The organism is Microbulbifer variabilis ATCC 700307, from assembly GCF_000380565.1.
Lineage (GTDB): Bacteria > Pseudomonadota > Gammaproteobacteria > Pseudomonadales > Cellvibrionaceae > Microbulbifer > Microbulbifer variabilis.
Map to the genome: position 1 here is coordinate 153,227 of NZ_AQYJ01000021.1, position 25,457 is coordinate 178,683.

The window sequence follows — 25,457 nt, forward strand, 5'->3', positions numbered from 1 at the left end:
CCCAATTCCTACCAGTGATTTATCCAACTATGTCTTCATTGCAAGATTGGCTCTCCCGCCTTGAGCAGTTGCACCCAACTGAAATTGAGCTTGGCCTGGAACGGGTTTCCAGTGTGGCCGCTACCCTCGGTGTGCAAAAGCCGGCACCTACGGTAATTACGGTGGCAGGCACCAATGGAAAGGGCTCCTGCGTGGCGACAATGGAAGCCCTTCTGTGTGCTGCCGGCCATTCCGTTGGTGCCTATAGTTCCCCACATTTGCTGCGTTTTAATGAGCGGGTGCGGATCAATGGTGTCGAGGTATCTGATCTGGAATTGGTCCGCGCTTTTGAGGCGGTGGAGACTGCTCGCGGTGAAATAAGCCTGACTTATTTTGAGTTCTCGACCCTTGCGGCGCTCTGGCTGTACCAGCGCGCTGGGGTTGAGTTTGCACTATTGGAGGTCGGCCTTGGGGGGCGCCTGGATGCGGTTAACCTGGTGGATGCGGATTTGGCAATTATCACCAGCGTGGCCATTGATCATGAGGATTGGTTGGGAAGCGATAGGGAAGTGATCGGCCGGGAGAAAGCGGGTGTCCTGAGACCGGGAGCCCCGTTTGTCTGTGCAGATAAGAATCCTCCGCAATCCGTGTTGTCTGCGGCAGAAAAACAGGCAAATTCGAGCTATTTTATTGGACGGGATTTCTCTGTTACTCAAAGTGAAGGTGAAGAGAAATACCAGTTTGGCGAACTGCAGCTGACAATACCGCCGATCAGTCTGCCGCGCCCGAGTATTGCTGCAGCAATAACTGCACTGGTGCTACTGGGTGTTCTGCCGGAGGAGGGTGTAGAGAGCGCCCTGGCAAAAATAACCTTACCGGGCCGATGCCAGCAGCTGTTATGGCACAATCGCAATCTGTTACTGGATGTCGGGCATAACCCCGCTGCGGCTGAGCATTTGGCCCGCTGGTTGGATGCGAACCCAGTATCGGGAGAGACCCACGCCCTGGTAGCGGTTATGGCGGATAAGGATCTCATTGGGCTGTTTGCCCCCCTGAGCAACCAGGTGAACCACTGGCACCCAGCGCTTTTGCCCGGAAATGATCGTGCTGCGGGAGCGGATGCACTGCTCAGTGGCCTTGCTGGTGCGGGTGTTGAAGTAACTAAAGTGGATGCCCGCTGTCCAAATGTCGCCGATGGTTTACAGCAGCTGTTAGCGACCACCGGTCCACAGGACAGGTTGCTTGTATTTGGATCCTTCTTTACTGTGGCGGAAGTTCTGCAGCAGATGCGAGATGAGGATAATGGAGAATTGCGAGGATAAGTCTCCCCTTAGGGGACGGCTGAACGATGGCTTCAAGCAGCGTATCGTCGGTGCGCTGGTGTTGGCTGCGCTCGCTGTCATTTTCCTGCCCAGTCTGCTGGACCGGGAGTCGTCAGGCTACATCAGTGAGGTGAGCCAGATTCCAGCGGAACCGGATATACGGCCTATTGAGATTGCCAAGCCTGAGCCTGTTGCCAATGTGGCACCAGCCCCGGCGCCAGGAGAGGCTTTCCAGCCGGAAGTACCTGAGCAGTTTTCCAATCCCAAGGCGGCAACTGTGACTGAAGAGACTACGGCAACGGTCGGTGGGGTACCCGACGATAATACTGTGCCTGATATCCCCGTCCGCTCAGCCCCACAAAAAGGGTCTTCCGCCTTAGTGGATACTCAGGGTCTGCCTGTGGCTTGGGTAGTGCAAGTGGCCTCTTATCGTGATGCCTCCCGTGCGGATCAGCTGCGTATGCGTCTTATGGATGAGGGGTATCGCGCTTATACTCGGGCGGTTGAAACTGATAAGGGGCGTTATGTGAGGGTCTTTGTGGGACCTAACGTGGAGAAAGCGGAAGCCCAGGCTCTGAAATCGAAGCTGGACGCCCTGCTGGAAGCCCAAACCTTGGTACTGCGCTTCAAAGCGTAACAGCAATTGCTATTTGTAATCCCTTTTTAATGGCCCGGTGGACGTTGTTGCCACCGGTGACCCTTGACTTCCAATGCACTTTTATTCGGCAGAAATTCACAGCTGGACCGTCAATCTTCCACGAATACTTGTTCTCTGGGTATTAAATTCCAATCGGTTGGCCTACGGCTTCACGCGCCTAGCCCCTTAAGTTAGAATGCGCGCTCTTCGCGGCAGCAGCCGCCACGCAGGTAGGGTTGAATGAATTGGGCTGACTGGACCATCCTGGCTATTGTGGGTATTTCCACACTCTTCGGCCTTAGCCGGGGTTTTGTGCGTGAGACCCTGTCACTGCTCACCTGGATCGCTGCCTTTATTGTCGCAATGATGTTTCGCGACCAGCTTGCGCCTCTGCTTTCAAATCTCGTCGATACTCCTTCCCTTCAGGTGATTGCCGCTTTTGCCATCCTGTTCTTTGGCACTCTCCTGGCCGGGGCTGTCCTGAATATGATGCTTTCCGCTTTTGTTGAGGCCACCGGTTTATCCGGCACTGACCGTGTGCTGGGTATGGTGTTTGGCTTGGTGCGGGGAGCAATTGTGGTGATGGCACTTTTGATTCTGGCTCCGGCACTGGTGCCGGTGGAGCAGGACAGCTGGTGGAGTGAGTCGGTATTGATTCCCCATTTCCTCGAGTTTGAGGGCAGTGCGCGGGAGCTGGCCAAGTCCGTGAAGGACTTTTTTGTAGAGTTATTTTAATCGGGCGCTAGCACCGCCTTTTCGATCAATAGGGTCAAATATATGTGTGGTATCGTCGGTATCGTCGGTAAGAGTGATGTCAATCTACAGCTCTATGATGGACTCACTCTATTGCAACACAGGGGGCAGGATGCCGCAGGCATCGTAACCTGTGACGATGATCGCCTGAACCAGCAAAGGGCCAATGGCCTGGTGCGCGATGTATTCCGTGCGCGCCATATGGAACGCCTGAAAGGTAATTTTGGTATTGGCCATGTGCGCTACCCTACTGCGGGAGGCTCCGGCCCCGCCCTGGCGCAACCGTTCTATGTGAACTCCCCTTACGGCATTGCCATGGCTCACAATGGCAACCTCACCAATGTACGCAAGGTAATGGACGAAATCTTCCAGCAGGACCTGCGTCATATCAACACTGATTCCGACTCGGAAGTATTGTTGAATGTGTTTGCCCATGAGCTGCACAAGCAGCACAAGTTGCAGCCCAAGGCAGAAGACATCTTTACCGCTATGCGTGCAGTACACAAACGTGTGCGTGGCGCTTATGCCTGTGTGGCCTTGATTGTTGGCTACGGTATCGTCGCTTTCCGCGATCCAAATGGAATTCGCCCACTGGTTTACGGCAAACGCGAGACCGAGAAGGGCACCGAATATATGGTGGCTTCTGAGTCTGTGGCCCTGGATGTACTGGGTTATACCCTGGTGCGGGATGTGGCTCCTGGTGAGGCACTGTATATTGAGCTGGATGGTACCGTGCATTCCGAGCAGTGTGCGGAAAACCCGTCCCTGACCCCCTGTATTTTCGAGCATGTGTATTTCGCCCGCCCGGATTCCATTATGGACGGCGTATCTGTGCACAAAGCGCGTCTGCGTCAGGGTGAGCACCTGGCAGATAAAATTCTGCGCCTGCGTCCGGATCACGATATCGACGTGGTGATTCCAATTCCCGATTCCGCCCGTACTGCCGGCCAGACTGTGGCGCACCGATTGGGGGTTAAATTCCGCGAGGGTATGGTAAAAAACCGCTATATCGGCCGTACCTTTATTATGCCGGGACAGAAGCAGCGCAAGAAGTCTGTGCGCCAGAAGCTGAACGCGATTGAGCTGGAATTCCGCGGCAAAAATGTACTGCTGGTGGATGACTCCATTGTACGCGGTACCACCTGTAAACAGATTATCCAGATGGCCCGTGATGCCGGTGCTGCGAAAGTGTATTTCGCCAGTGCAGCGCCTGCGGTGAAATATCCGAATGTGTACGGTATTGATATGCCATCAGCCAATGAATTGGTGGCCCACGATCGCACCACTGAGGAGATCTGCCAGGAGATCGGTGCAGATTGGTTGGTTTACCAGGATCTGGAAGACCTGGTAGTGAGTTCCAGTGGCGGCAAGCAGAAAATTGAGCAGTTCGATTGCTCTGTATTCGATGGAAACTATGTAACTGGCGATGTGGATGAGGAGTACCTCAATAACCAGCATGTGGCACGTAATGACGATGCCAAGCGCAAGAAGGCCAATACCAGCGCCTTGTAATTGACCTCTGGACCAGCGTCCTCTTCACGGCAGAAGAGGGCGCCATGCACGGCCGTTTCGGTTAAGATGACCGCTTCCAAAAAATACTGACCAGGAAGCGGTATATGTTTGAAGACGACGGTTACGCTCTGGAAACCCTGGCCGTGCGTGCCGGGCAGGTCCGTTCGCCGGAAGGCGAGCACTCTGAGGCCCTCTATCTTACCTCCAGTTACGTTTTCCCCTCCGCTGCGGAAGCCGCCGCACGTTTTGCCGGCGAGAGTTCCGGTAACGTTTATTCCCGCTATACCAACCCCACTGTGCGTATGTTTGAAGAGCGTATTGCCGCGCTAGAGGGCGGTGAGGCAGCTGTGGCGACTTCCAGTGGTATGGCCGCGATCCTCAGTATTTGCATGGCTTTGCTGCAAAGTGGTGATCGGGTAATTTGTTCCCGCAGCGTATTTGGTACTACTACCGCACTGTTTGGGCGCTATATGGAAAAGTTCGGTGTGCGCGTAAGCTACGTGGATCTCACTGATATGGATGCCTGGAAGCAGGCGGTGGACGGCTCTACCAAGCTGTTATTCATGGAGACTCCTTCCAACCCCCTGTGCGAGGTGGCAGATATTCGCGCCCTGGCGGAAGTGGCACATAGTGCCGGTGCTCTGCTGGTGGTGGATAACTGTTTCTGTACCCCGGCACTACAGCGTCCGTTGTCGCTGGGCGCTGATATCGTTGTGCACTCCGCGACAAAATTCCTTGATGGCCAGGGGCGTGCCCTTGGCGGCGTCGCAGTTGGGCGCAAGGAAATTATGGATGAGTTGGTGGTATTTTTGCGCACAGCTGGCCCCAGCATGAGCCCTTTCAATGCCTGGGTATTCCTTAAGGGCTTGGAGACGCTGAAGCTGAGGATGCAGGCCCACTGTACTAATGCACTCGATTTGGCCTGGTGGTTGGATGAGCAGGAGATGGTGGAGAGAGTCAACTACACCGGTTTGCCAAAGCACCCCCAGCACCGGTTGGCTCGGGAGCAACAGGATGCCTTCGGCGCCGTGCTGAGTTTCACTGTGCGCGGTGGCAGGGAACAGGCTTGGAAGGTGATCGACAGTTGCAAAATCCTGTCTTGTACAGCCAATCTCGGTGATGCCAAGAGCACGATCGTGCATCCGGCCACCACCACCCACGGACGCCTGAGCGATGAAGACAAGGCCCGTGCGGGTATCACCGAAAACCTGATTCGCATTTCTGTGGGGCTTGAAAATGTGGAAGATCTCAAGCGTGACCTAATGCGGGGCTTGTCCCAGCTGTAGGTTGCACTTTTTGGCAGTGCCCCTTTCTACCTATGATTAATACGGGGTAGCCAGCTTATTTGCAGCAAAAAGCTGCCGGTGAGTGCTACCCATATTGAGGTTGAGGCCGTGTCCGAGGCCTGAAAAAAACAGAGCAGTAATGGATTTGCCGTGCAAAAAATAGTTTCCGCCATAGTTTCCGATATCGGCAGTGTTCTGCTGGGTAAAGAGCGTCAGGTAAAGTTGGCTTTGGCCTGCCTTTTGTCAAAAGGGCACCTGTTGATTGAGGATTTACCCGGCATGGGTAAGACCACCCTGGCCCACGCCCTGGCTCAGGTGTTGGGGCTTTCCTACAAGCGGGTGCAATTCACCAGTGATATGTTGCCGGCGGATATACTTGGCGTTTCCATTTTTGACAGGGAATCGGGTCAGTTCCATTTTCACGAGGGCCCGGTTTTTAGCCAGGTTCTTTTGGCAGATGAGATCAACCGTTCTTCGCCAAAAACCCAGAGTGCGCTGCTTGAGGCGATGGAAGAGTGCCAAGTCAGTGTGGATGGCGAGACCAGGTTATTGCCACAACCATTTTTTGTAATTGCTACCCAGAATCCACTGCAACAGTCTGGCACTTTCGCTTTACCGGAATCCCAGCTGGACCGCTTCCTGATGCGCATCAGTCTTGGTTATCCGACCAGAGAGGCCGAGCGAGCCCTGTATTTGGGCACCGATCCGCGCCAACAGCTTGCTAAATTAAAGCCGCGTATCGATCTCGCAACCCTGAGAAAGATGCAGAGCCTAGTGGGCCAGGTAAAAACTTCCGACAGTTTATTGAATTACCTTGAACGGCTTGTACTGCATACACGACAGAGCCCGGATTGCGCGGTCGGTTTGTCGCCCCGTGGTGCACTGGCGTTGTTGCGAGCGGCTAAGGCCTGGGCGCTTCTTCACAATCGCGGCCATGTGTTACCTGAGGATATCCAAGCCGTATTGCCCTCTGTGGCGGGGCACCGATTGCAGGGCGAGGGTGGCAATGGCGATCAGTTGGTGGAGCGGCTGGTACGCCAAGTGGATATTATCGCGGCTTGAATGAATGAGTGTTTTACGCAACCCGGCTCGTTTTCTTACAGACCCCTTGCGTGGCGCCATGCAGCGCTGGCTCAGTCGCCGTGCGCCGCGCTCCCGCAGTATCACCCTCAATCACAGTCGTCTTTTTATCTTGCCCACCCGTGCGGGGCTAGGGTTTCTTCTGGTGATTATGCTGCTGTGGTTACTGGGTACTAATTACGAAAATAACCTGGTATTTGCCCTGACTTTCCTGCTTGTCAGTGTATTTGTAGTTTTGCCAGTGCATACCTTCGCCAACTTGACTGGCTTGCGCCTGCAGTTGCTTGGCACAAGCCCGGCTTTTGCTGGCGACTTTGCTGAAGCGCAAATCAATATAAGCCGTGAGGATAAGCGCGAAAGGGAGTGGATACGACTGTGCTGGCCTCCCGAAGAAGGTGCTTACTTGGATCTTTGTGCGCAGGCTAGCGAGGATATTCGCATTTCCATGCCTGTGGTGGAGCGCGGCCGTGTACAGGCCCCGCGTCTGCGAATTGAAAGCCGCTTCCCCCTCGGTTTATTTCGCTGTTGGAGTCGTATCGACCTAGATGTGGAGTTCCTGGTATACCCCCGACCGATATCTGCTGGTCCTCTTCCTTTTGGGGGCGTACAAACAGAGGGAGATTTCGGTGAGGTGCGCCATGGGGGTGATGATTTCAGTGCCCTTAAAGCTTATCAGCCCGGCGATTCCCTGCGGCACGTGGCCTGGAAACAATATGCCGCGGGGCGTGATCTTTACAGCAAGGATTATGAGTGCCGCACTGATGTGCGCCTCTGGCTCGATTGGGCACTGCTCGATGGGCGCGATGTGGAAACCCGTTTGAGCAACTTGTGTTACTGGTGCCTGCAAGCAGAGAAACAAGGCATTGCTTATGGGCTGCGCTTGCCCAGTGTCGCTATCGAGCCTTCCCTGGGGCCGAGCCACCAGCGGGAAGTGCTGCAGGCTCTGGCCCTGTTTCCGAAGTGGGGTAGTTAATGGCCACCACCCAGGATTTGCTGCCCCGCGAGAGCTTACTGTGGATCTTCGCTGCACAGTTTGTTGCTCTTTTACCCCAGTTTACCCAGCTGCCGCTTTGGGTGCCCTTTGCTTGGGCCTTCGCTGTCTATTGGCGCCTAGAAGTTTTTCGAGGTCGTCGAGACCTGCCTGGCCGTACTCTGAAGCTTCTGGTGATTTTTCTGATAATAGCCGGGTTGGCTATGTCCTACCGGCGCTGGTTTGCGCTGGAGCCGATGGTTGCACTGCTGACCGTGTCATTCACCCTGAAAAACCTGGAGCTGGTGAGCCGCCGTGACGCCTTTGTCAGCCTGTTATTGGCTTATTTCGTCGCCGCCACTCTTTTTGTGCGAGAGCAGACTATTCCCTACGCTCTTTACGGTTTGCTCAGTGTTGTTGTGATCACTGCAGCCCTAGCTGCTCAAATGGGTAGCTTTAGTGCTCGCCCGCGTCGGGCCCTGGGGCTTTCCCTGCGACTGCTGGCCCAGGCTACGCCGCTAATGCTGCTGCTGTTTGTGGTGATGCCGCGTCTGGGGCCCTTGTGGTCAGTACCCCAGGACACATCTGCCGGGCGCACTGGGGTCAGCGATTCCATGGCTCCGGGCGACTTTACCCGCCTATCGAAATCCGATAAGCCGGCACTGCGGATCTCATTCGATGGACCCATACCGCCGCCAGAGCAGCGCTATTGGCGCGGTTTGGTGTATTCCGAGTTTGATGGGCGCACCTGGCGTCAGGGCTTTGGTGTCGATCCGCGCAATGGTGGGCGCGTTTACTGGAGGAGTGGTGAGCGGCCGCTGCCTCAGGTGGGGCCACGTTACCGTTATCAAGTGATTCAGGAGGCAAGCCGGACCCCGTGGTTGTTTGCCCTGGCGCGCCCGGTTTCCGATAGCACCGAAGTGGGGGAGACCGAGGATGACCGGCTGGTTAAACGGACTCCTGTTTACAGTCGCTTTGCCTATGAAGTGCGCTCCTGGCCGAGGGATACCGATAGTGTGCAGGCTCCTCTTAGCACCGCCGAACGCCGTCGCAATTTGCAGTTGCCTGTAGAGGGTAACGAGCGCACCCGTAAGTGGGTGGAGAACTTGCGTCGCAGGGGGTTGGGTGCAGAGGAAATTTCCACGCAGCTGTTAGCTCGTTACAACCGCGAATTTACTTATACATTGAGGCCCCCGGCTCTGGGTGTTGATAGTGTTGATGAATTCCTGTTTGGCAGTAAACAGGGCTTTTGTGAGCATTTTGCTGGCAGTTATGTGTTCGCAATGCGCGCTGCAGGTGTACCTGCACGGGTTGTCGCCGGTTATCAGGGTGGTGAGTGGGTAAGGGGTGAGCAATATCTGTTGGTTCGAGAGTACGATGCCCACGCGTGGGCGGAGATCTGGCTGGATGGGCGTGGCTGGCAGCGGGTGGACCCCACTGCGGCAGTAGCGCCTGAGCGGGTGCGCGATGGACTGGAGAGTGCAGCTGGAGAGGAGTTTATGCAGGACTCGCTGCTGCCCCTGCACCGTATTGATGTACTGGTAAAACTTCGACTGCAATGGGACATGATCAACTACCGTTGGTACCAGACGGTAGTGAGCTTCGATAGTGAAAGGCAGCGCGATACTTTGCAGCGTTTGCTGGGTGATGTGTCGCCACTGCGAATGGCGCTGTTGTTTGCTTTACCAACTGTACTGGCATTGCTGGGCGTATTGGCGTGGATCTGGTACAGCGGTCGCAGACGCAAGTTGCCACCGGCGGAGCGGCTATACCGCAAGTTTTGTCGTCGCATGGCGCGCGCAGGGGTAAAACGCGATGCTGGAGAGACGCCGCAGGATTATGCGGAGCGTATCGCCGCGCAAAAGCCGCGTTTGGCAACCCTGGCACAACGGGTTACCGATGCTTTTGAGCGAGCGGCTTATGCCGGTGAGAGTGCGGCTTTGAGTGAGCTGCGTCAGCTGCTGCGTTGGCGATTAGCGTCAGCTGTCAGTCCTGCCCACAAGCGGGAACTGGTGGGGAGCTGAAACTTGACTAACCTCTCACGCAAAATGCCGGCCCGGTTGCAGAAGTTTCTACTGGGTTACAGCGGAACATCGCTGGCAACTGGGTTGCAGGTCATTTTACTGCCTTGGATAGCACTGACTATTGTGGATTTGCCAGCACTGCAGTTGGGCTGGGTGCAAGCGTCGGTATTGCTTCCCAACCTGATATTCCTGTTGTTTGGTGGCGCCCTGGCTGACCGACGCGATCCGGCACTGGTGGCCACACTGGCCTGCCTGGGGCTTGCCCTGTGCCACGGTGGGCTGTTGCTCTACTACTCGTTAAACGTGGTCACACTGCCAGTATTGATGATCTATGGCGTTTGCCTGGGTATTTGCAGCGCGTTCCTGCAGCCTTCACGGGATAACTTGGTACAGCGTAGCGCGCGCAATGAGCAGGGCAGGGCATCAGAAAGCCGCGTTCAGAAAACCGTTACCTGGATGATGTTGGCCCAATATGGTGGACAGGCGGCAGGTATGTTGCTGGCGAGCCGATTTGATCAGTGGGGTTTACAGCCCTTATTAGTTGTTCAGGTAGGGGTGCTATTACTGGCAGCACTCTCCCTGCTGTCCCTGCGCGACGGTGAAACCCGCGTGACGGAGATAGAGAAGCGCCCTCACACTCTGATTCTTGATGGCCTCTCCCAGGCTTGGCGGCATCCGGTCTTACGCGAGTTGACTGCGCTGATGGCGTTCAATGGCTTCGTGCATATCGGTGTATTTCTGGTGGTATTGCCACTACTGGCGGAGGGGTATGGCCGCGGTGCCGGATACTACGCGACCCTGCAACTGGCTTTTGTAGCGGGAACGGTGATCGCCACTGTAACCATGTTGCGCCGGGGACAGGGGCCTGAACCGGGGCGGGGGATTCTTATGTGCCTGCTCTATAGTGCGGCTCTGTTGATCGCCATTAGCCTTGGCCCCACCCAGCTGGGGCTGATCTTGCTTTGCCTGTGCTGGGGAGCAGTTGCGGCCGCCTCTGCCGGTTTGGGGCGCAGTATTGTGCAACTGTTGGCTCCGGCGGAGTACCGCAGCCGGATTATCTCAATTTACCAGTTTGCTCTATTTGGCTCGGCTGCCCTGGGTGCTCTGGCGGCGGGAGTTCTGAGCGAATATGCGGCCCCGTTCTCGACGCTCATGTGGGCCGGTATCTTAAGCCTTGTCGCCTTTGGAATGGTGGCATTGAGTGGTGCTTTACGCCAGTTAAGGGTCAGTGACCCGGAAGTTTAATGCATCGCCTGGCGCTGCCTTTGGGGCGCGATTTGGTCACCATATAGTTGGCATAATCAGCAAGTGTAGATTTTGAGGGTAGGAGGTGAAATTTGGGTCCTGCCAAAACAGTCAACTGGTCTGAGCAGGTGACGCGAAGCAGTCGTGCCCTGGATCTGCCTGAAGGACTATTTAGCCTTGATAACCCTAAGGCTATTGCCTGTTCACTAAAGGCCGCTGCCGAGTCCAGTAAGCGGCGCAAGGCTGATCCCTATCGCTCCGCAATGTCGATGCTGACGTTCTTTATCAATCGTGCAGGGCATCGCCTGCCGGCCAAAAGGCGGCGTATTCTGGAGGCGGCTAAAGATGAATTGCGCGATCTGTATGGGCGTCCGCGCCGGCATTGAACCGGCGGCGGAGAATGGCATCAGGCTATGAAAGCTTTTAGGGCGCCTGGCAGGGCAGGCAACGCACGTAGAGGGCGCGTGGGTCGCGGTAGCTCTGCAGTTCGGCGATTGGCGCCAGCACCGGCTGTACGCTATTTAACCAGGCGCCTAAGGGCAGGTTGGCCTCAAGGCTTGCGGCGATTTGCGCGTCCACATTATCGCTCAGCGCGCGCAAGAACTTCTCACCGGGGCTCAGTTCACGCTGAATCTCTATTACGTCGTATTCTTCGATTTCAGCAAGCTGCGCGGCGTCGGCGATGGCATCGCTGAGATTGCCGAGATCGTCCACCAGTCCCAGTTTCTTGGCCGCGCGGCCAGTCCATACTTGCCCCTGCGCAATCTTGTGTACCTCTTTGGGGGTGCTGCCACGAGCCTCGGCAACAATACGCAGGAAGCGGGCATAGGTATTATCGACGCCCTGTTGCAGGATGCTGGCGGCTGCCGGTGGCAGGGCGCGATCCAGGCGCATGCTGCCAGCCAGGTCTGAGGTGCCAACTCCATCGGTGTAGACGCCGATGTGCTCGAGAGAATCCTCGAATGTTGGGAAGGCGCCAAATACTCCAATAGAGCCGGTGAGAGTGGCCGGAGAGGCCCAGATACGATCACCACCAGTGGCAATCCAGTAGCCCCCTGACGCGGCCAGGCTCCCCATGGATATAACGACAGGTATATCGGCTTCGCGGGTGGCCAGCAGTTCCTGGCGAATGGCTTCAGAAGCAAAGGCGGAGCCGCCGCCGCTGTCGATGCGCAGAACCAGGGCTTCCACTTTCTTTTCACGAGCCTGGGCGATCAACTTACCGAGGCTCTCGCTGCCAATACGCCCCGCAGGAGCCTGGCCGTCAATAATGGCGCCGCTCGCAGTGATGAGGCCAATCTTGTTGGATTCCTTGATTGGCTTTGCAGTCTCGGAAATTTTACGGCTTCGCAGGTAGGTGAGGGCGTCGATGTATTTGTAATCGCGGTCTTTGTTTTCGTCTTCGCCTATTTCTTGCTTCAGCGCTTTCAGGGCCTCAATACGGCTCGCTAGCTGGTCCACCAGTTTGTTGGCAAGTGCGGCATCAGCCCAGCTACCCTCGTTCTGTTGCAACTTTTCCGGCAGCTCACTGATGAAGATATCGAGACTTTCCGCAGGCAGGTTACGCAGACCTGTTACCTGCTCACTATATTCACTCCAGAGTTCATTCAGCCAGCGCTGGTTATTTTCACGGGAGGCTGGGGACATATCATCCCGGGTATAGGGCTCGATAAAGTCTTTGTAATCCCCCACACGAAATACATGGAAGTTTACCTTGAGTTTTTCCAGTGCACTCTTGTAGTAATTGCGGTAGACACCAAAGCCAGTGAGCATCACTGAACCCATTGGGTTCAGGTAGACCGTGTCGGCATGGCTGGCGAGGAAATACTGGGATTGGGTGTAGTTATCCCCCACTGCGTAGATGGGTTTATCGGCGGCTTTAAATCTCTGTAGTGCGGCACCGATTTCATCTAACTTGCTAAGGCTGCCCCCTACCATATGGTCCAGTTCAAGCACCAGCGAGGAGATTCGCTTATCCTTGGCGGCATTATCGATGGCGTCTACTAGATCTTTGACACGCACTTCTGCCGGGCCCCGGTTGCCGCTGAGGAAAATTGGCAGCGTAGCGGGTTGGGTGAGTTCATCCACAAGGAAGCCACTGGGTGCGACACGCAGAGCCGCACCCTGAGGTACCACCAACTGATCGTCTTTCCCAAAAATAGCAATACCGAGAAACAGCAATATCAGGAGAAATACCAAGTTGGTAAATACTCGTCGCAACCAAGTAATGGCGCCACCGATAGCACCAAAAAAACTACGGACAAATCCTTTTTGCTGGTGTAAATCAGTCAAACCTCAAAACTCCTTAGCGCGTCGGGGACCAGGGTAACCCACGCATTTGTGTCTGGAACCAATGGCGGTACGACCGCCGCGGGGTTACTGCATGCGATGCCAGCGACTGCTCATCATTGCAGAGAAGAATAGGATAAGGCTCAGGGCCGCCATTACGCCATCCTGCCAGCCGCGTGTAGGCATCATTACATCGACAATGCTGGTTGTGATGTAAAGGAGCAGGATAAAGCAGAGCCATAGGTAGCTGCGGTAACGCTGTTTGATTAAGCCCGGCAGCACTAACAGCAGTGGCACGGTCTGTATGGTCCACAACAGGATGGAGCCCCCCTCTAAAAACAGGTTTCGCACGGCAATAAGCGCTAGCAGGCCGATATAGCAAAACCAGTTAATTCGCAGCGCAATATGAAGTTTGCGCTTTACCGTATCATTCACGCGCTACCCCCTATTTGGCTGCGGCTTCTAATGTTTGGGACAGTTGGCCGACTCGGGCACCCAATGCCTTGCACAAGGTGATCTCATCATCACTGAGCACGCTACTACGCCCTTTGGCCCAGTGAGATGCACCATAGGGGGTTCCACCGGTTTGGGTACGCATCAGTGCGGCCTCGGAATATGGGATGCCGGTGATCAGCATGCCGTGGTGCAGAAGTGGCAGCATCATGGAAGTTAGGGTGGTCTCCTGGCCGCCATGGAGGCTACCTGTTGCGGTGAATACCCCCGCAGGTTTTCCGGTCAGGCTGCCCTCCAGCCAGATGTCACCAGTCTGGTCGAGGAAATAGCGCAGAGGTGAAGCCATATTGCCGAAGCGGGTAGGGCTGCCCATCAGCAGCCCGGAGCAGTTGCGTAGGTCTTCCAGGGAGCAGTAAGGGGCTCCCTCACTAGGCACTGGTGGTTGGCTGGCTTCTGTATCGGGGGAAACACTGGGCACTGTGCGGAGGCGCGCAGCCACCCCGCTGGATTCAACTCCGCGAGCCAGTTCTTTGGCCATGCGTTCGGTGGCACCGGTGCGGCTGTAGTAGAGAATCAGCACATAGGGTTCTGAATCCGAGGCCATTAAAGCAGCTCCAGCACATTTTCTGGTGGGCGGCCGATAGCGGCTTTGTCACCTTTTACAACAATTGGCCGCTGAATCAGAATTGGGTTCTGTGCCATGGCGTCGATCAGTTGGGCTTCACTCAGGTCGCGATCTTTCAGGTTGAGTTGTTTGTAGGGCTCTTCACCTGTACGTAGCAGGTCCCGTGCACTAATGCCGAGTTTGATAAGGATCTCTTTTAGGTTTTCTGCGCTGGGCGGCGTTTCCAAATAGAGAACTACTTCTGGCTCCACGCCATTTTCCTGCAACAGTTGCAGCGTTTGACGGGATTTTGAGCAGCGGGGGTTGTGGTAAATCGTCCACATTGGGTCGGCATCCTGTTAGTGTTTGGCGTATTCTAACCGAATAACGTTGCGGAGTTCTAAGTGCGGGCTGGCATTGCCTGCTTCTGCTGATAACCGCACATTGCAAGATGGAAAACGGAAACCACCATGAAGGATACGGTGATTCAATGGCGGCGCTTTGCCACTTCGCTGTGGTCGCTGTTTAGTGAAAAAGACTGCCAGAAGAGTGCTGCGGCACTCACCTATATGACCCTGTTTGGCATAGTGCCTTTGGTAACGGTCAGCTACGCGATGCTATCCCTGTTTCCAGATTTTGCCGGTTTGGAGAGCAAGTTTCAGGAACAGGTTTTTTCCCACTTTGTGCCACAAAGTGGTCGAGAGGTGCAGGAATATATCAACAGCTTCTCCGCTCAGGCCCAGCGCCTGACAGGGGTGGGCATCGCCATGTTGATTATTACCGCTGGACTGACCCTGAGAAGTATCGAAGGTACTTTCAACTCCATTTGGGATGTTTCCCGCGGGCGCAGCGGGGTCTCCAGTTTTCTGCTGTATTGGGCCATTCTTAGCCTGGGCCCTATTTTATTGGGTGCCGGCCTCGCCGCCAGTACCTATCTTCTCTCTCAAAAACTGTTTATGGGGGGGGAGGATGGTTTTGGCATGATGGCGGTGGTATTGAGGGTACTGCCTTTTATTTTCACCAGCATTATTTTTACTCTTCTGTTTATTGCCGTCCCCAACTGTTATGTGCCTCTGCGCCATGGTATTGAAGGTGGTGTAATTACCTCGATCGCCTTCGAAATAATGAAGTACTTGTTTGGGTTAATTGTTGCGCGAAGCTCGGTTCAGGCTATCTATGGGGCCTTTGCATTTGTGCCGTTATTCCTGTTATGGATTTACTTGACCTGGATGCTGGTACTGGCTGGTTGCGTACTGGTGCGCACCTTGTCGGTTTACCAGGCGGCAACCCAGGGGCGGCAGCATTCGGATTTGGTGGCGACCCTGATTGTGCTATGGCAACTTTATAAGGGCGGTCGCCATGGTAAACCTTTGCGTGAGCAAGATATTTCTTTAATGGGGATCAAGTTTGGGCAGTGGCGTCGCCTGCGCAATGTACTTCAGGGGCACCGGGTGATAACCCAGACCGAAAGGAATGATTATGTCCTGTTGCGGGACTTGAATTCCGTTTCGCTAATGGAGCTGGCTGGCTGGCTGAGTCCGCACTGGATACCCAGTAGTATCCCCCGTGATCTGGAGGGTTTCCGCTGGTACGCAGATATAGAGCACCGTTTTGCCAATGCGCGGGATTCCGCCAGGGAGCAGCTCAGTATTACGATCGGCGCCCTGTTTTGGGCGGCCAGGCAGAAAGATGAGGAGTCTTGGGCCAGGCACGGTAGCGCCCCTGCAGATACCATCGAGAATAATAATGAACGTGATAGCAATGGCCGCGAGGGAGAGAAGGATGTTTCAGGTAGTAAATCTAAAAAACGTGAAGGGAGTCCTGGGGCTGGCCTTTCTGTGCTTGGCAAGCGGAATAAGCGGCTGTGATAGTGGGGTTAATTTAAAGAGCAGCAGTGGTGCGCTTATTGAGACTGAGGGCAAAATAGTTCTGGTCAACTACTGGGCGGAATGGTGTGCACCCTGTCGAGAGGAGGTGCCTGTGCTCAACCAGCTGGCGCAGGCCAATAGCAATATAGTTGTGGTGGGAGTTAATTTTGATAATCTGCCAGATTCCGTTGTCAGCGAGCAGGCGCAAAAACTGGGAATAGAATTTCCCTTATTATCTACTGAACCAGAGGGCCGATGGGGTCAGCCTAGGCCTGACGTTCTGCCTACAACCCTGGTTATCGGTACCGATGGCAGTTGGAAGGAAACCCTGGTGGGTCCGCAGTCTGCTGAGGACTTTAAAGCGGCACTGCAATAATATAAATCGCGGAACCTACAAATAACTGTATAAAAATATAACTAAAGCAACTATAGGGCGTTGGCGTAACGCTGATAGCATGCCGCCACTTTCCAGTTTGCCCGCTGTGGGATTTTCAGATCATGCATATCAGCTCCTTTGCTCTGCTGTTTTTCTTTGTTGCCTTGCTCTTTGCTTTACATCGCTGGCATAGAGGCCGGAAGTCTCTGGCCCCCGCAGTTTTTGCCGGTCTGCTACTCGGTGTAGTTTTTGGTGCTCTGTTGCAATTATCTCGTGGCTGGGGTGCCGCCCCCGTAGAAGTATTGCCCTGGATCCAGATGCTGGGTAAAAGTTACGTAAACCTGCTGTACATGCTGGTTATGCCGCTTGTACTTACTTCTATCCTTGTTGCGGTAGTGAAAGTTAGTCATACACAGGCGCTTGGCAGAATCAGCGTTTCCGTTTTGGGGGTATTGCTAGGCACAACAGCGATAGCAGCCTTAATCGGCGTAGCCATGGCAGAGCTCTTTGGCCTCTCCGCCGCTGGGCTGGTTGAGGGTTCCCGAGAGGCAGCACGGGTTGAAGTACTCAATGAGAGAATCGGCCGGGTGAGTGATCTCTCCATACCGGAAATTATCAGCACCTTTATTCCGCGTAATATATTTCAGGATTTGACCGGTGCCCGCTCCACCTCTGTGATTTCAGTGGTTATTTTTGCTGTGCTATTGGGGCTTGCGGCCCTGGCTGTGCGTCGAGAGTTCCCGGAAGAGGGCGCGGCAATTGAGCGCTTTGTTCACATTGCCCAAGTGTGGGTGATGAAGCTTGTGCGCCTGGTGATGGCTTTCACTCCATACGGTGTAATGGCACTGGTTGCAGGATTGATTGCAAAGTCCAGTTGGGCTGATATCGCCAATCTGTTTGGGTTTGTGGTGGCCTCTTTTTGTGCGATTGGTCTGATGTTCCTAGTTCATGGGGCACTGTTATTTATAAATGGAGTGAACCCACTGCACTATTTCGCCAAAGTATGGCCGGTGTTGATATTTGCTTTCAGCTCCCGCTCCAGTGCTGCAACAATACCGCTCAACGTGGAAACACAGGTGGAACAGTTGCGTAACTCTCCCGCGATTGCCAATTTTTCCGCATCGTTTGGGGCTACTATTGGGCAGAATGGTTGCGCCGGTATTTATCCTGCGATGCTTGCCACTATGGTGGCGGTACCCATGGGAATTGATGTGTGGGACCCGCTTTGGTTGGGTACCCTGATTGCGGTAGTGGTTATCAGTTCATTTGGGATTGCTGGCGTGGGTGGCGGTGCTACTTTTGCCGCGCTGGTGGTACTTCCAGCCATGGGGCTGCCCGTAACAATTGCCGCATTGTTGATTTCCGTGGAACCACTGATCGATATGGCGCGTACCGCACTGAACGTTAACGGTGCTATGACGGCTGGAACCCTGACACAGCGCTGGCTGGGTGATGAAGTACCCGGAGCTGAAGTGGTAGAAGGGTGAGTAAAATGCCAGTGACTACTGGCATTTGTCTTAAACAGTCTTTATTGAGGGTGAATTACCAGAAAAATCAGGGTTGACTGTCAACCATTTAGTGCAGAGGCCGTTCTAGTCAGTGTTTGGAAAATTTGTTTATTTTTGATCACGGAGCTGGAGCAACTTATGAAACAACTGATAGGACTTCCCCTTCTGGTCGCCAGCCTGGCCCTGCCAACCTCTCTATTTGCCCAAGAGGATAGTATCCGATCCCATGATCACGGCGATCATGTGGAGGAGCGCCTGGATCATAAAGGTGATCGTATTGAAAGCAAGCTGGACAACAAGGGGGATCGTATAGAGGAGCGTCTTGATAACAAGGGCGACCGAATTAATGACCGCCTCGATCAGCGTGCAGAGCGAGCAGCTTCCAATGGCAATGAAAAGTTGGCTGAGAGGCTAGACCGCAAAGGGGATCGTATTGACAACCGCCTGGATCATAAAGGTGAAAGGATCAATGAGGGCCTCGATACGAAAGGCGAGAAAATCAATAGCCGCTTAGATAATAAGGGTGAGCGAATCGATCGCCGTATGGATCAACGAGCAAAACATAAGAAACATAAAAAGAACAAAAACGACTGATGAAGCCCGGTAAAAAATCGTCTTAAAAAAATCGTGACGGGACTGGTTTCGTAAAGAGACCGTGGAAAGTATTTCTGTGCACAAGGACCTCAGCCGGCATTTATGAATCAGTTCCTCGCTCAGGTGGAAAAGCGGGCTTTTACTATGGCAAATTTTGCTGTAGGTAACCGTGATGATGCGTTAGATATTGTTCAAGACTCCATGTTGGCACTGGTCAAGAATTACAGTGGCCGTGAAAGGGCCGAGTGGCGCCCGCTTTTTTTTACCATTCTTAACAACCGCATTACTGACTGGCACCGACACAATAGGAAGTTGTCCCGCTGGCAATTAATCCGGGAAAAGCTTCCTATCAGTGGTGATGACGATGATGATGCATTTGCCACGGAATGGGTTGATATCTGGGGACCGACACCAGATAGCGCATTGATCGGCGAACGCTTATTGCTGGCTATTGATGGTGCAGTAAGCCAGCTGCCATTGCGACAACAGCAGGCATTCCTGTTGCGCTGTGTTGAAGGATTTAATGTGGCAGAAACCGCTCGCGCAATGTCTTGTAGCCAGGGCAGTGTCAAAACCCACTTATCCCGCGCTATGCATAGCCTGCGCAGCCACTTGGAGGAGTTCCAATGATACAGCCGGATAAATCTGTTCTGGAACAGGAGCGGCGGCTAGTGAAAGCTGCTCGAGTGGCGGTCACTCGCCGGGAAGAGGAAATTGATGGGGAAACCCTTTCAAGGTTGAGGCGTGCCAGGGCGGACGCCCTGAAGCAGTCAAAGACCAGGAGTATATCGGGGTATCACTGGCTATGGCTCAGTGGTGCCTGCTCAGTGCTGGTGGTAGCACTGCTTTGGTCAGGCACTGATAATTCCCCGGGTAAAATAGAGCCGTTTATTGCAGGAGACTGGCTGCTGTATGAAGAAGTGGATGTAGAAATGATCGAGGATATGGAATTTTATCAGTGGCTGGCGGAGGAGCTGGATGGGCACTCCTCTTAAGGAGGGTAAGTTTCTTTTTGTTGTCCTCTTGTTGTGTGGGGTGGCGGTAAAAGGTGCGGAGATGGAGCCCCTCGAGGAGGATTTTCTGTTGTTTCTCGGCGAGTGGGTGGATGAGCGGGGAGATGTACTCGTGCCTGAGGAGTCAGAATTATGGCCTGAAAGTCCGCAAAATGAGGTGCGTAGGCAGCGCCATTACGACGAGGGTGGGTCTACCCGTGAGGATCAGTGGGATGAATAACTGGGGCATCTTCTACCTCGTTCAGCTGTGTGGTCTGCTGTTATGTCTCTGGGGAAATATCTCGCTGGCTCAGGAGTGGCAGACCCTCAATGAGGGTGATCGTCAGTTATTGAGGGGATATCAAGATCGCTGGCCCCAAATGAGTGAAACCCAGAGAGCTCAATTGCTGCGAGGCGCCAAACGCTGGCATACAATGAGCTCCCAGCAGCGTAGCCAGGCGCGTGAAAAGTTCGAGAGCTGGCAGGCGTTACCCGAGGATCGTCGCAACCGTCTTCGAGATTCCTACCGCCGCTTTATGGATATGCCAGAGGAGAAGCGCCAGCAAATCCGTGAGGCGCGCAAGAAATTCCGGCAGATGCCCCCGGAGCAGCGCCGCCAGTTGAGGGAGCGCTGGAATAAAGACAAAAGTGGTCAGCGCCAAGCCAGAGGCCGGGAGCTTAATGACTCAGGAGGGCAAAGTGGTCGCAGTGAACGACGTGAGCGAAATGGTCAGCAAGAGCACAGCAACCGGAGTGAGCGGCGCGAACGCAAACAGCAGCGTGAGAGAGATAATCGCCGTGAGCGTTCAGAGAGACCAGAGAGACAGATGCGGCGCGAACAGAGAGAAGGAGGGGAACGTCGCCAGAGGCGAGAGAGGTCGGGGGATTTCTGACGCTTTGTGCCTGCTATTGTGTAATTCAGCGTCTATTCAGATCGATTCGATTAATCTGCTACCCGTTGATAAATAACGGGAGACTGATTGTGCAACCTTTGAAGCAGTTTATCGCAGGCGCAGCCGTGGCCGCTTTGGTTGGCTTAAGTGCTACCGCCAAGGCGGGACCGGCTGGTTATGCAGATCCCTATGGCGCCGATAGTTACGATTTCGCTCGGGTTACGGAAGTTACACCCGTTTATACCGATGTAGAGGTTCACACTCCTCGCACCCAGTGCCGCGATGAGCAAGTGATGTACCGCGAACCTGCATCTCCGGCGGGTACCCTCGTAGGCGGTTTGATTGGTGCTGCAGTGGGCAACAGCCTCGGTGGGCACGGCCATCGCGGCCGCTACCACCACGGTGGTCATCGTGGCGGTGCCACTGTAGCTGGCGCTGTAGTTGGTGCCCTGGTGGGAAGCCAGATCAGTCGTGCCAATGCCCAGACATATTACACCACTGAATCCCGTTGTCGTGTTGTGGACGAATTCAGCTTACGTAGGGAATTAGTCGGATACGATGTGCGCTATCGGTATAATGGTCAGGTTTATCTGACTCGTACAGATTATCATCCTGGAGATAGAATCCGGGTTCGCGTCGCAGTTTCACCGGCACCTTGAGCCGGCGATAGCGCGGCCGAAAAGAGTTTAAGGTGGAAAATTTGGATATCCACAGGAGCCACACCGTGAAACTAAGCCGCGCTTTAATACGGCCTTTTCTCCTTGTCTTCGCACTGTTACCCGGGCTTTGTGCCGCCTCACTGCACGGTTTACCGTCATACGAAAAAGAGGCTTTCAGGTACGAATACCGACGAGCGCAGGCTGGGGAGATTTCTCGTAAACAGGCCGCCTCCATCGTGAAGCAGCGTTATGGCGGCAAAATATTGTCAATCTCTGAGACCCGCAGGCAGGGACAGGCGGTATACCGCGTGAAGGGATTGTCGGATAAGAGTCAGGTTTATGTGGTCTATGTGGACAAGAAAAGCGGTCGCATCTCCCGTTAGCTGGCCGCACCCCCACAAAATAGATCCGCAGTGTAAAGGGATAGAAAATGCGTGCTTTATTGGTCGAAGATGAAGCTTTACTGAGACAGCAGCTGGCGGAGTCCCTGCGTGGTGCCGGTTATACGGTGGATGAAGCCCCGGATGGAGAGGAAGCCCTCTATCTGGGTCGTGAATTCCCCTACGATATCGCGGTGATGGACCTGGGATTGCCCAAAATGGATGGTATTCAGGTGATCCGTACCCTGCGCGGTGAGGAGAAACACTTTCCCATCCTGATTCTAACGGCTCGCGGCCATTGGCAGGAGCGTGTGGCCGGGCTTGAAGCCGGTGGTGATGACTACCTGGTAAAACCTTTTCATACCGAGGAACTATTGGCGCGTCTCAATGCGTTGGTGCGACGTTCCGCAGGTTTCTCCTCCCCCAGCATCAAAGCTGGCCCCATAATGCTGGATACCAGTTCACAAAGGGTCACTGTGAATGAAACGGAGCTGGAGTTGACTTCTTTCGAATACAAGGTGCTTGAGTACTTGATGTTGCACCCGGATGAAGTGGTTTCCAAAACTACCCTCACTGAACATATTTATGAACAGGATTGTGATCGAGACAGCAATGTCATTGAGGTCTTTATAGGACGCCTGCGCAAGAAGTTTGATACAGCAGCGCAACTCAAGCCCATCGAAACCCTGCGTGGGCGTGGCTACCGCTTTGTTGCGCCCCAGTAACTGCCATTCTGAATGCGTTTTTTCTCATTTTGGTTGAATTCCCTCAAAGGCCGGCTTGCCCTGGTTACCAGCCTGGTGCTTGTCGGATTTGTCTTGCTTATTTCTGGTGTGCTCGAACACGCTTATCGCACCTCTCTTGACGAGGCCAAGCAGCGGGAATTACAGCTGTATATCTACACTCTATTAGCACTGGCTGAACCTGAAGGGGAAGGTTTGGTGCTGCCGCCGGAATTACCTGAGCAGCGTTTTAATCAGCCGGACTCCGGCCTGGTTGGCGCAGTCCTGGATGGCGAGGGAGAGATTATCTGGCGCTCTGAGTCGGCATTGGCTATGCCGGATCTGCAATTCAATTCACTGCCCCAAGGGCAGCAGTCCTATATGCAGATTTCCCTGCCCGGGGATGATACAAACTACAGCAGTTTTCGCCAGGGTGTGGCCTGGGGACTTGAGAATGAAAATCCCTTTACCTTCGTTGTTTTGGAAGATGCAGGGCCTCTCAGAGCGCAGGTGGGGCAGTTTCGTTCCACTATGTGGCACTGGCTTGGTGTGGGTGCGCTTTTGTTGATCTTGGCACAGTGGTTGGTTTTGCGCTGGGGTTTTGCACCACTAAATGCACTGGCAGATGCACTGCGGGATATGCAGCAAGGTGGCAGTGACCGACTCGAAGGTAATTTCCCACGGGAACTGCGTCCTCTCACCGATAACCTCAATCTGTTGATTGAAAATGAGCGGCGCCAGCGGGAAAAGACTCGCCATACACTGGCCGATCTGGCTCACAGTCTAAAAACGCCCTTGGCTGTACTCAAGGGGTTAAGCCTGGAAAGTGACAGTAAGGCTGCAGGAAAGACTCTGGTGGATCAGGTTCAGCGCATGGACAGCATTATTAGTTACCAGCTACAGCGGGCAGTAGCCAGCTCCCCCAAATCTATCCTGCGTGGTATCCCAGTTGCGCCCCTGCTGGAAAAAATCCTGGATGCCCTGGAAAAAGTTTATCGAAGTAAACCCAGCCAGGTGCACAGCCAGTGCAGTGAGCGAGCCTTATTTTACGGGGACGAAGGGGACCTGATGGAGTTGCTAGGTAATCTATTGGATAACGCCTATAAATATGGTGAGGGTGAAGTAAAAGTTAATATTAAGAATGCCGATGATGGACGCAAGTTGACAATTCGTGTGGCAGATAACGGCCCTGGCCTTGATAGTAAAAAATGGCAGGAAGTCACCCAGCGTGGGGTGAGAGCCGATCAGCAGCAGCCGGGGCAGGGGATTGGGCTTGCTGTGGTTATGGATATTGTCGAGAGTTACCAAGGGCGCATTAATGCAACGCCCTTATCCGGTGGAGGTACGGAAATTACAGTGGTGCTGTAAATTCCGTATTGAGCCCAGGGACTGTTTATTGTTTAGAACCAGCTATCCTGCATATCAAATGGAATACTGTTACCGCTTTTAAGTAGAGCCATAGATTGCTTAATATTTGGTAGTTCCCACTCAAAGTAAAATTGAGCAGTGTGTATCTTGCCGCGATAGAAGTTTTCATCCTCCAGACTGGGATTATTTTCCAGTGCTTTCTCTGCAATAATGGCTTGGCGCAACCAAATCCAGGCGACCAGTACACAGCCAAACACATCAAGATATAAAGTTGCGTTACTGAGGCCGCGGTCTACGTTTTCTTGCAGTTGCCCGAATAGAGCCATTCCGGTTTCATCGAGTTTTTCCCGTGACTCCTCCAGGGCGTTTGCCATGGACCCCAGGTTATCTTTATCTCGCGCTTGCATTACTGTGTTGCGGATTTCTGCCTGCATTAGCTGATAGGCGGCAAGGTTTTTGGCGGGCACTTTTCGTGCAAGCAGGTCCAGTGCGTGGATTCCCTCAGTACCCTCGTGAATAGCATTCAGGCGGTTGTCCCGATATAGCTGCTCCAGGGGGAATTCGCGGATGTAACCGGCACCACCGAGAACCTGGATGGCCAGTTCGTTGGCTTTCAAGCAATATTTTGAGGGCCAGGATTTTACCACTGGGGTAATCAAGTCCAGCAGGGTGGCCGCTGCCTGGCGTTTTTCCTCCGTAGGTGCTGTATGCTGATCCTCATACAGGGAAGTTGCATAAATACTCAGCCCCAGACCACCTTCGGAATAGGCTTTCTGCAATAAGAGCATACGACGCACATCGGCGTGCTGGATAATGGGAATCTGCTTGGAACTGGGGTTGCGATCGGAGGGAAGCCGGCCCTGTGGGCGCTCTCTGGCGTATTGGAGAGAATAGGCATAGCCTTGATAGCCCAAAACCGAAGCTCCGGCACCAACACTGATGCGGGCTTCGTTCATCATTTGGAACATATATTTTAGGCCTTGGTGCGGTTGACCAATCAGGTAGCCCACTGCCCCCTCATTTTCTCCAAAGCTCAGTACAGTAGAGGTGGTATTGCGGTAGCCCATCTTGTGCAGCAGCCCAGCCAGTTTTACATCGTTGCGCTCGCCGGCCTGACCATTTTGATTGAGGAGGAATTTGGGCACTAGGAAGAGGGAGATTCCCTTTACTCCCGCCGGAGCACCTTTGATCTTCGCCAATACCAAGTGCACGATATTTTCGGTTAGGGACTGGTCGCCCCCTGAAATAAACATTTTCTGTCCGTGAATACGGTAACTACCATCTTCCGATAGTTCTGCACTGGTGCGGATATCAGCCAGGGCGGAGCCCTGATCCGGTTCTGTTAGCGCCATGGTGCCGGCAAAGCGGCCATCCATCATCTGCGGAAGAAATTGAGCTTTGAGTTCATTGCTGGCAAAAGAACGTATCAGGTTGGCAGCACCGATTGTCAGGAATGGGTAACTGGCACTGGCAATATTGGCTGCGCTGATAAAGGCGAGGGAGGTGCGCATTATGATTTCGGGAAGCTGCAAACCGCCCTCTTCGAAGTCGCAATGTGCGGCGAGAAACCCAGCCTCTGCAAAAGCATCCCAGGACTGCTTGGTTTCCTCGATCAGGTGTACCTGTTCTCCATCAAAGCTCGGCTCATTGGCATCCCCCTTAGCGTTGTGATTGGCGAAATATTTTTCTGCAATAGTACGAGCGGTTTTGAGGGTAGCGTCGAAAATCTCGCGGGAGTGTTCCCTATAGCGCGGTCTTTGCAGCAGCGCTTCAGTGTTGAGGAATTCATAGAGGAAAAAATCTGTATCACGCTCTTTGAGCAGTGGATGAGCCATACCTGCCTCGTCAATTATTTTTATAAATCATCGTTGCTTAGGTACGGCGATAGATTAGTCAAGCTACCCTACCGCCATATCAGCATATAAGTAAACGCGCAGTATTGG

At 53.9% G+C, this 25,457-nt stretch carries 27 protein-coding genes; 22 read left to right on the forward strand and 5 right to left on the reverse strand.

Features of this window, described 5'->3' with window-relative positions; genetic code table 11:
* Positions 1-29: 29 nt before the first annotated feature.
* From folC to G367_RS0103835, 10 genes are all read left to right on the forward strand, one after another.
* Positions 30-1,301: a bifunctional tetrahydrofolate synthase/dihydrofolate synthase gene (folC, locus tag G367_RS0103785; protein ID WP_020411767.1), complete on the forward strand. Its 1,272-nt coding sequence runs from the start codon at positions 30-32 to the stop codon at positions 1,299-1,301.
* A complete protein-coding gene (locus tag G367_RS0103790) occupies positions 1,282-1,938 on the forward strand; it encodes an SPOR domain-containing protein (protein ID WP_020411768.1) in 657 nt (218 codons plus the stop codon). The genes folC and G367_RS0103790 overlap by 20 nt, the downstream gene beginning before the upstream one ends.
* 240 nt (positions 1,939-2,178) lie before the next feature.
* On the forward strand, positions 2,179-2,673 hold the full coding sequence (locus G367_RS0103795) for a CvpA family protein (protein ID WP_020411769.1): 495 nt from the start codon (positions 2,179-2,181) through the stop codon (positions 2,671-2,673).
* A 42-nt stretch (positions 2,674-2,715) separates the two neighbouring features.
* Positions 2,716-4,203 (forward strand): amidophosphoribosyltransferase, encoded by a 1,488-nt coding sequence (gene purF / locus G367_RS0103800; protein ID WP_020411770.1) that lies wholly within the window; start codon positions 2,716-2,718, stop codon positions 4,201-4,203.
* A gap of 104 nt (positions 4,204-4,307) precedes the next feature.
* Entirely contained in the window at positions 4,308-5,489 is a 1,182-nt protein-coding gene (locus tag G367_RS0103805; protein ID WP_020411771.1) for an O-succinylhomoserine sulfhydrylase, read from the forward strand.
* Between the two features lie 150 nt (positions 5,490-5,639).
* Complete coding sequence (locus tag G367_RS0103815) at positions 5,640-6,551, forward strand: AAA family ATPase (protein ID WP_020411773.1); 912 nt, start codon at positions 5,640-5,642, stop codon at positions 6,549-6,551.
* A gap of 4 nt (positions 6,552-6,555) precedes the next feature.
* Positions 6,556-7,542: a DUF58 domain-containing protein gene (locus G367_RS0103820; protein WP_020411774.1), complete on the forward strand. Its 987-nt coding sequence runs from the start codon at positions 6,556-6,558 to the stop codon at positions 7,540-7,542.
* Positions 7,542-9,563, forward strand: a complete 2,022-nt coding sequence (locus G367_RS0103825; protein WP_020411775.1) for a transglutaminase TgpA family protein — start codon at positions 7,542-7,544, stop codon at positions 9,561-9,563. Before G367_RS0103820 ends, G367_RS0103825 begins: the two co-directional genes overlap by 1 nt.
* A gap of 3 nt (positions 9,564-9,566) precedes the next feature.
* On the forward strand, positions 9,567-10,808 hold the full coding sequence (locus G367_RS0103830) for an MFS transporter (RefSeq protein ID WP_245556651.1): 1,242 nt from the start codon (positions 9,567-9,569) through the stop codon (positions 10,806-10,808).
* 92 nt (positions 10,809-10,900) lie between these two features.
* Positions 10,901-11,194 carry a DUF3175 domain-containing protein gene (locus G367_RS0103835; protein WP_020411777.1) on the forward strand — a complete coding sequence of 98 codons (294 nt, stop codon included), beginning with the start codon at positions 10,901-10,903 and terminating at the stop codon, positions 11,192-11,194.
* 37 nt (positions 11,195-11,231) lie between these two features.
* Here the strand turns inward: G367_RS0103835 and sppA are convergent, their stop codons facing one another.
* The 4 genes from sppA to arsC form a co-directional block, all read right to left on the reverse strand.
* Positions 11,232-13,100: a signal peptide peptidase SppA gene (sppA, locus tag G367_RS0103840; RefSeq protein ID WP_020411778.1), complete on the reverse strand. Its 1,869-nt coding sequence runs from the start codon at positions 13,098-13,100 to the stop codon at positions 11,232-11,234.
* A gap of 84 nt (positions 13,101-13,184) precedes the next feature.
* Positions 13,185-13,532, reverse strand: a complete 348-nt coding sequence (locus G367_RS0103845; protein WP_020411779.1) for a DUF2069 domain-containing protein — start codon at positions 13,530-13,532, stop codon at positions 13,185-13,187.
* Between the two features lie 10 nt (positions 13,533-13,542).
* Positions 13,543-14,154 (reverse strand): NAD(P)H:quinone oxidoreductase, encoded by a 612-nt coding sequence (gene wrbA / locus G367_RS0103850; RefSeq protein WP_020411780.1) that lies wholly within the window; start codon positions 14,152-14,154, stop codon positions 13,543-13,545.
* Positions 14,154-14,498 (reverse strand): arsenate reductase (glutaredoxin), encoded by a 345-nt coding sequence (gene arsC, locus G367_RS0103855; RefSeq protein ID WP_020411781.1) that lies wholly within the window; start codon positions 14,496-14,498, stop codon positions 14,154-14,156. Before arsC ends, wrbA begins: the two co-directional genes overlap by 1 nt.
* A gap of 126 nt (positions 14,499-14,624) precedes the next feature.
* Between arsC and G367_RS23020 the strand changes: the two genes are divergently transcribed.
* The 12 genes from G367_RS23020 (at position 14,625) to G367_RS0103915 (ending at position 23,514) form a co-directional block, all read left to right on the forward strand.
* Positions 14,625-16,022 (forward strand): YihY family inner membrane protein, encoded by a 1,398-nt coding sequence (locus G367_RS23020; RefSeq protein WP_020411782.1) that lies wholly within the window; start codon positions 14,625-14,627, stop codon positions 16,020-16,022.
* Positions 15,997-16,398, forward strand: coding sequence for a TlpA family protein disulfide reductase (locus G367_RS26415; RefSeq protein ID WP_020411783.1), 402 nt, complete (start codon positions 15,997-15,999; stop codon positions 16,396-16,398). The genes G367_RS23020 and G367_RS26415 overlap by 26 nt, the downstream gene beginning before the upstream one ends.
* A 122-nt stretch (positions 16,399-16,520) precedes the next feature.
* Entirely contained in the window at positions 16,521-17,885 is a 1,365-nt protein-coding gene (locus tag G367_RS0103870) for an L-cystine transporter (RefSeq protein WP_020411784.1), read from the forward strand.
* Positions 17,886-18,044: 159 nt separating this feature from the next.
* Positions 18,045-18,500, forward strand: a complete 456-nt coding sequence (locus G367_RS23025) for a hypothetical protein (protein ID WP_020411785.1) — start codon at positions 18,045-18,047, stop codon at positions 18,498-18,500.
* Between the two features lie 102 nt (positions 18,501-18,602).
* Positions 18,603-19,130, forward strand: coding sequence for an RNA polymerase sigma factor (locus tag G367_RS0103880; protein ID WP_020411786.1), 528 nt, complete (start codon positions 18,603-18,605; stop codon positions 19,128-19,130).
* On the forward strand, positions 19,127-19,495 hold the full coding sequence (locus G367_RS0103885) for a hypothetical protein (RefSeq protein WP_020411787.1): 369 nt from the start codon (positions 19,127-19,129) through the stop codon (positions 19,493-19,495). Before G367_RS0103880 ends, G367_RS0103885 begins: the two co-directional genes overlap by 4 nt.
* Positions 19,479-19,733: a hypothetical protein gene (locus G367_RS26420; protein WP_020411788.1), complete on the forward strand. Its 255-nt coding sequence runs from the start codon at positions 19,479-19,481 to the stop codon at positions 19,731-19,733. Before G367_RS0103885 ends, G367_RS26420 begins: the two co-directional genes overlap by 17 nt.
* Positions 19,726-20,385: a DUF3106 domain-containing protein gene (locus tag G367_RS0103895; RefSeq protein ID WP_020411789.1), complete on the forward strand. Its 660-nt coding sequence runs from the start codon at positions 19,726-19,728 to the stop codon at positions 20,383-20,385. Before G367_RS26420 ends, G367_RS0103895 begins: the two co-directional genes overlap by 8 nt.
* An 89-nt stretch (positions 20,386-20,474) precedes the next feature.
* On the forward strand, positions 20,475-21,044 hold the full coding sequence (locus G367_RS0103900) for a glycine zipper 2TM domain-containing protein (protein ID WP_020411790.1): 570 nt from the start codon (positions 20,475-20,477) through the stop codon (positions 21,042-21,044).
* Positions 21,045-21,085: 41 nt separating this feature from the next.
* Positions 21,086-21,427 (forward strand): PepSY domain-containing protein, encoded by a 342-nt coding sequence (locus G367_RS23030; protein WP_169337093.1) that lies wholly within the window; start codon positions 21,086-21,088, stop codon positions 21,425-21,427.
* A 47-nt stretch (positions 21,428-21,474) separates the two neighbouring features.
* Complete coding sequence (locus G367_RS0103910) at positions 21,475-22,149, forward strand: response regulator transcription factor (protein WP_020411792.1); 675 nt, start codon at positions 21,475-21,477, stop codon at positions 22,147-22,149.
* A 12-nt stretch (positions 22,150-22,161) separates the two neighbouring features.
* On the forward strand, positions 22,162-23,514 hold the full coding sequence (locus G367_RS0103915) for an ATP-binding protein (protein ID WP_020411793.1): 1,353 nt from the start codon (positions 22,162-22,164) through the stop codon (positions 23,512-23,514).
* Between the two features lie 32 nt (positions 23,515-23,546).
* On the opposite strand, the gene G367_RS0103920 is transcribed toward G367_RS0103915, so the two are convergent.
* On the reverse strand, positions 23,547-25,349 hold the full coding sequence (locus tag G367_RS0103920; protein WP_020411794.1) for an acyl-CoA dehydrogenase: 1,803 nt from the start codon (positions 25,347-25,349) through the stop codon (positions 23,547-23,549).
* Between the last annotated feature and the right edge of the window lie 108 nt (positions 25,350-25,457).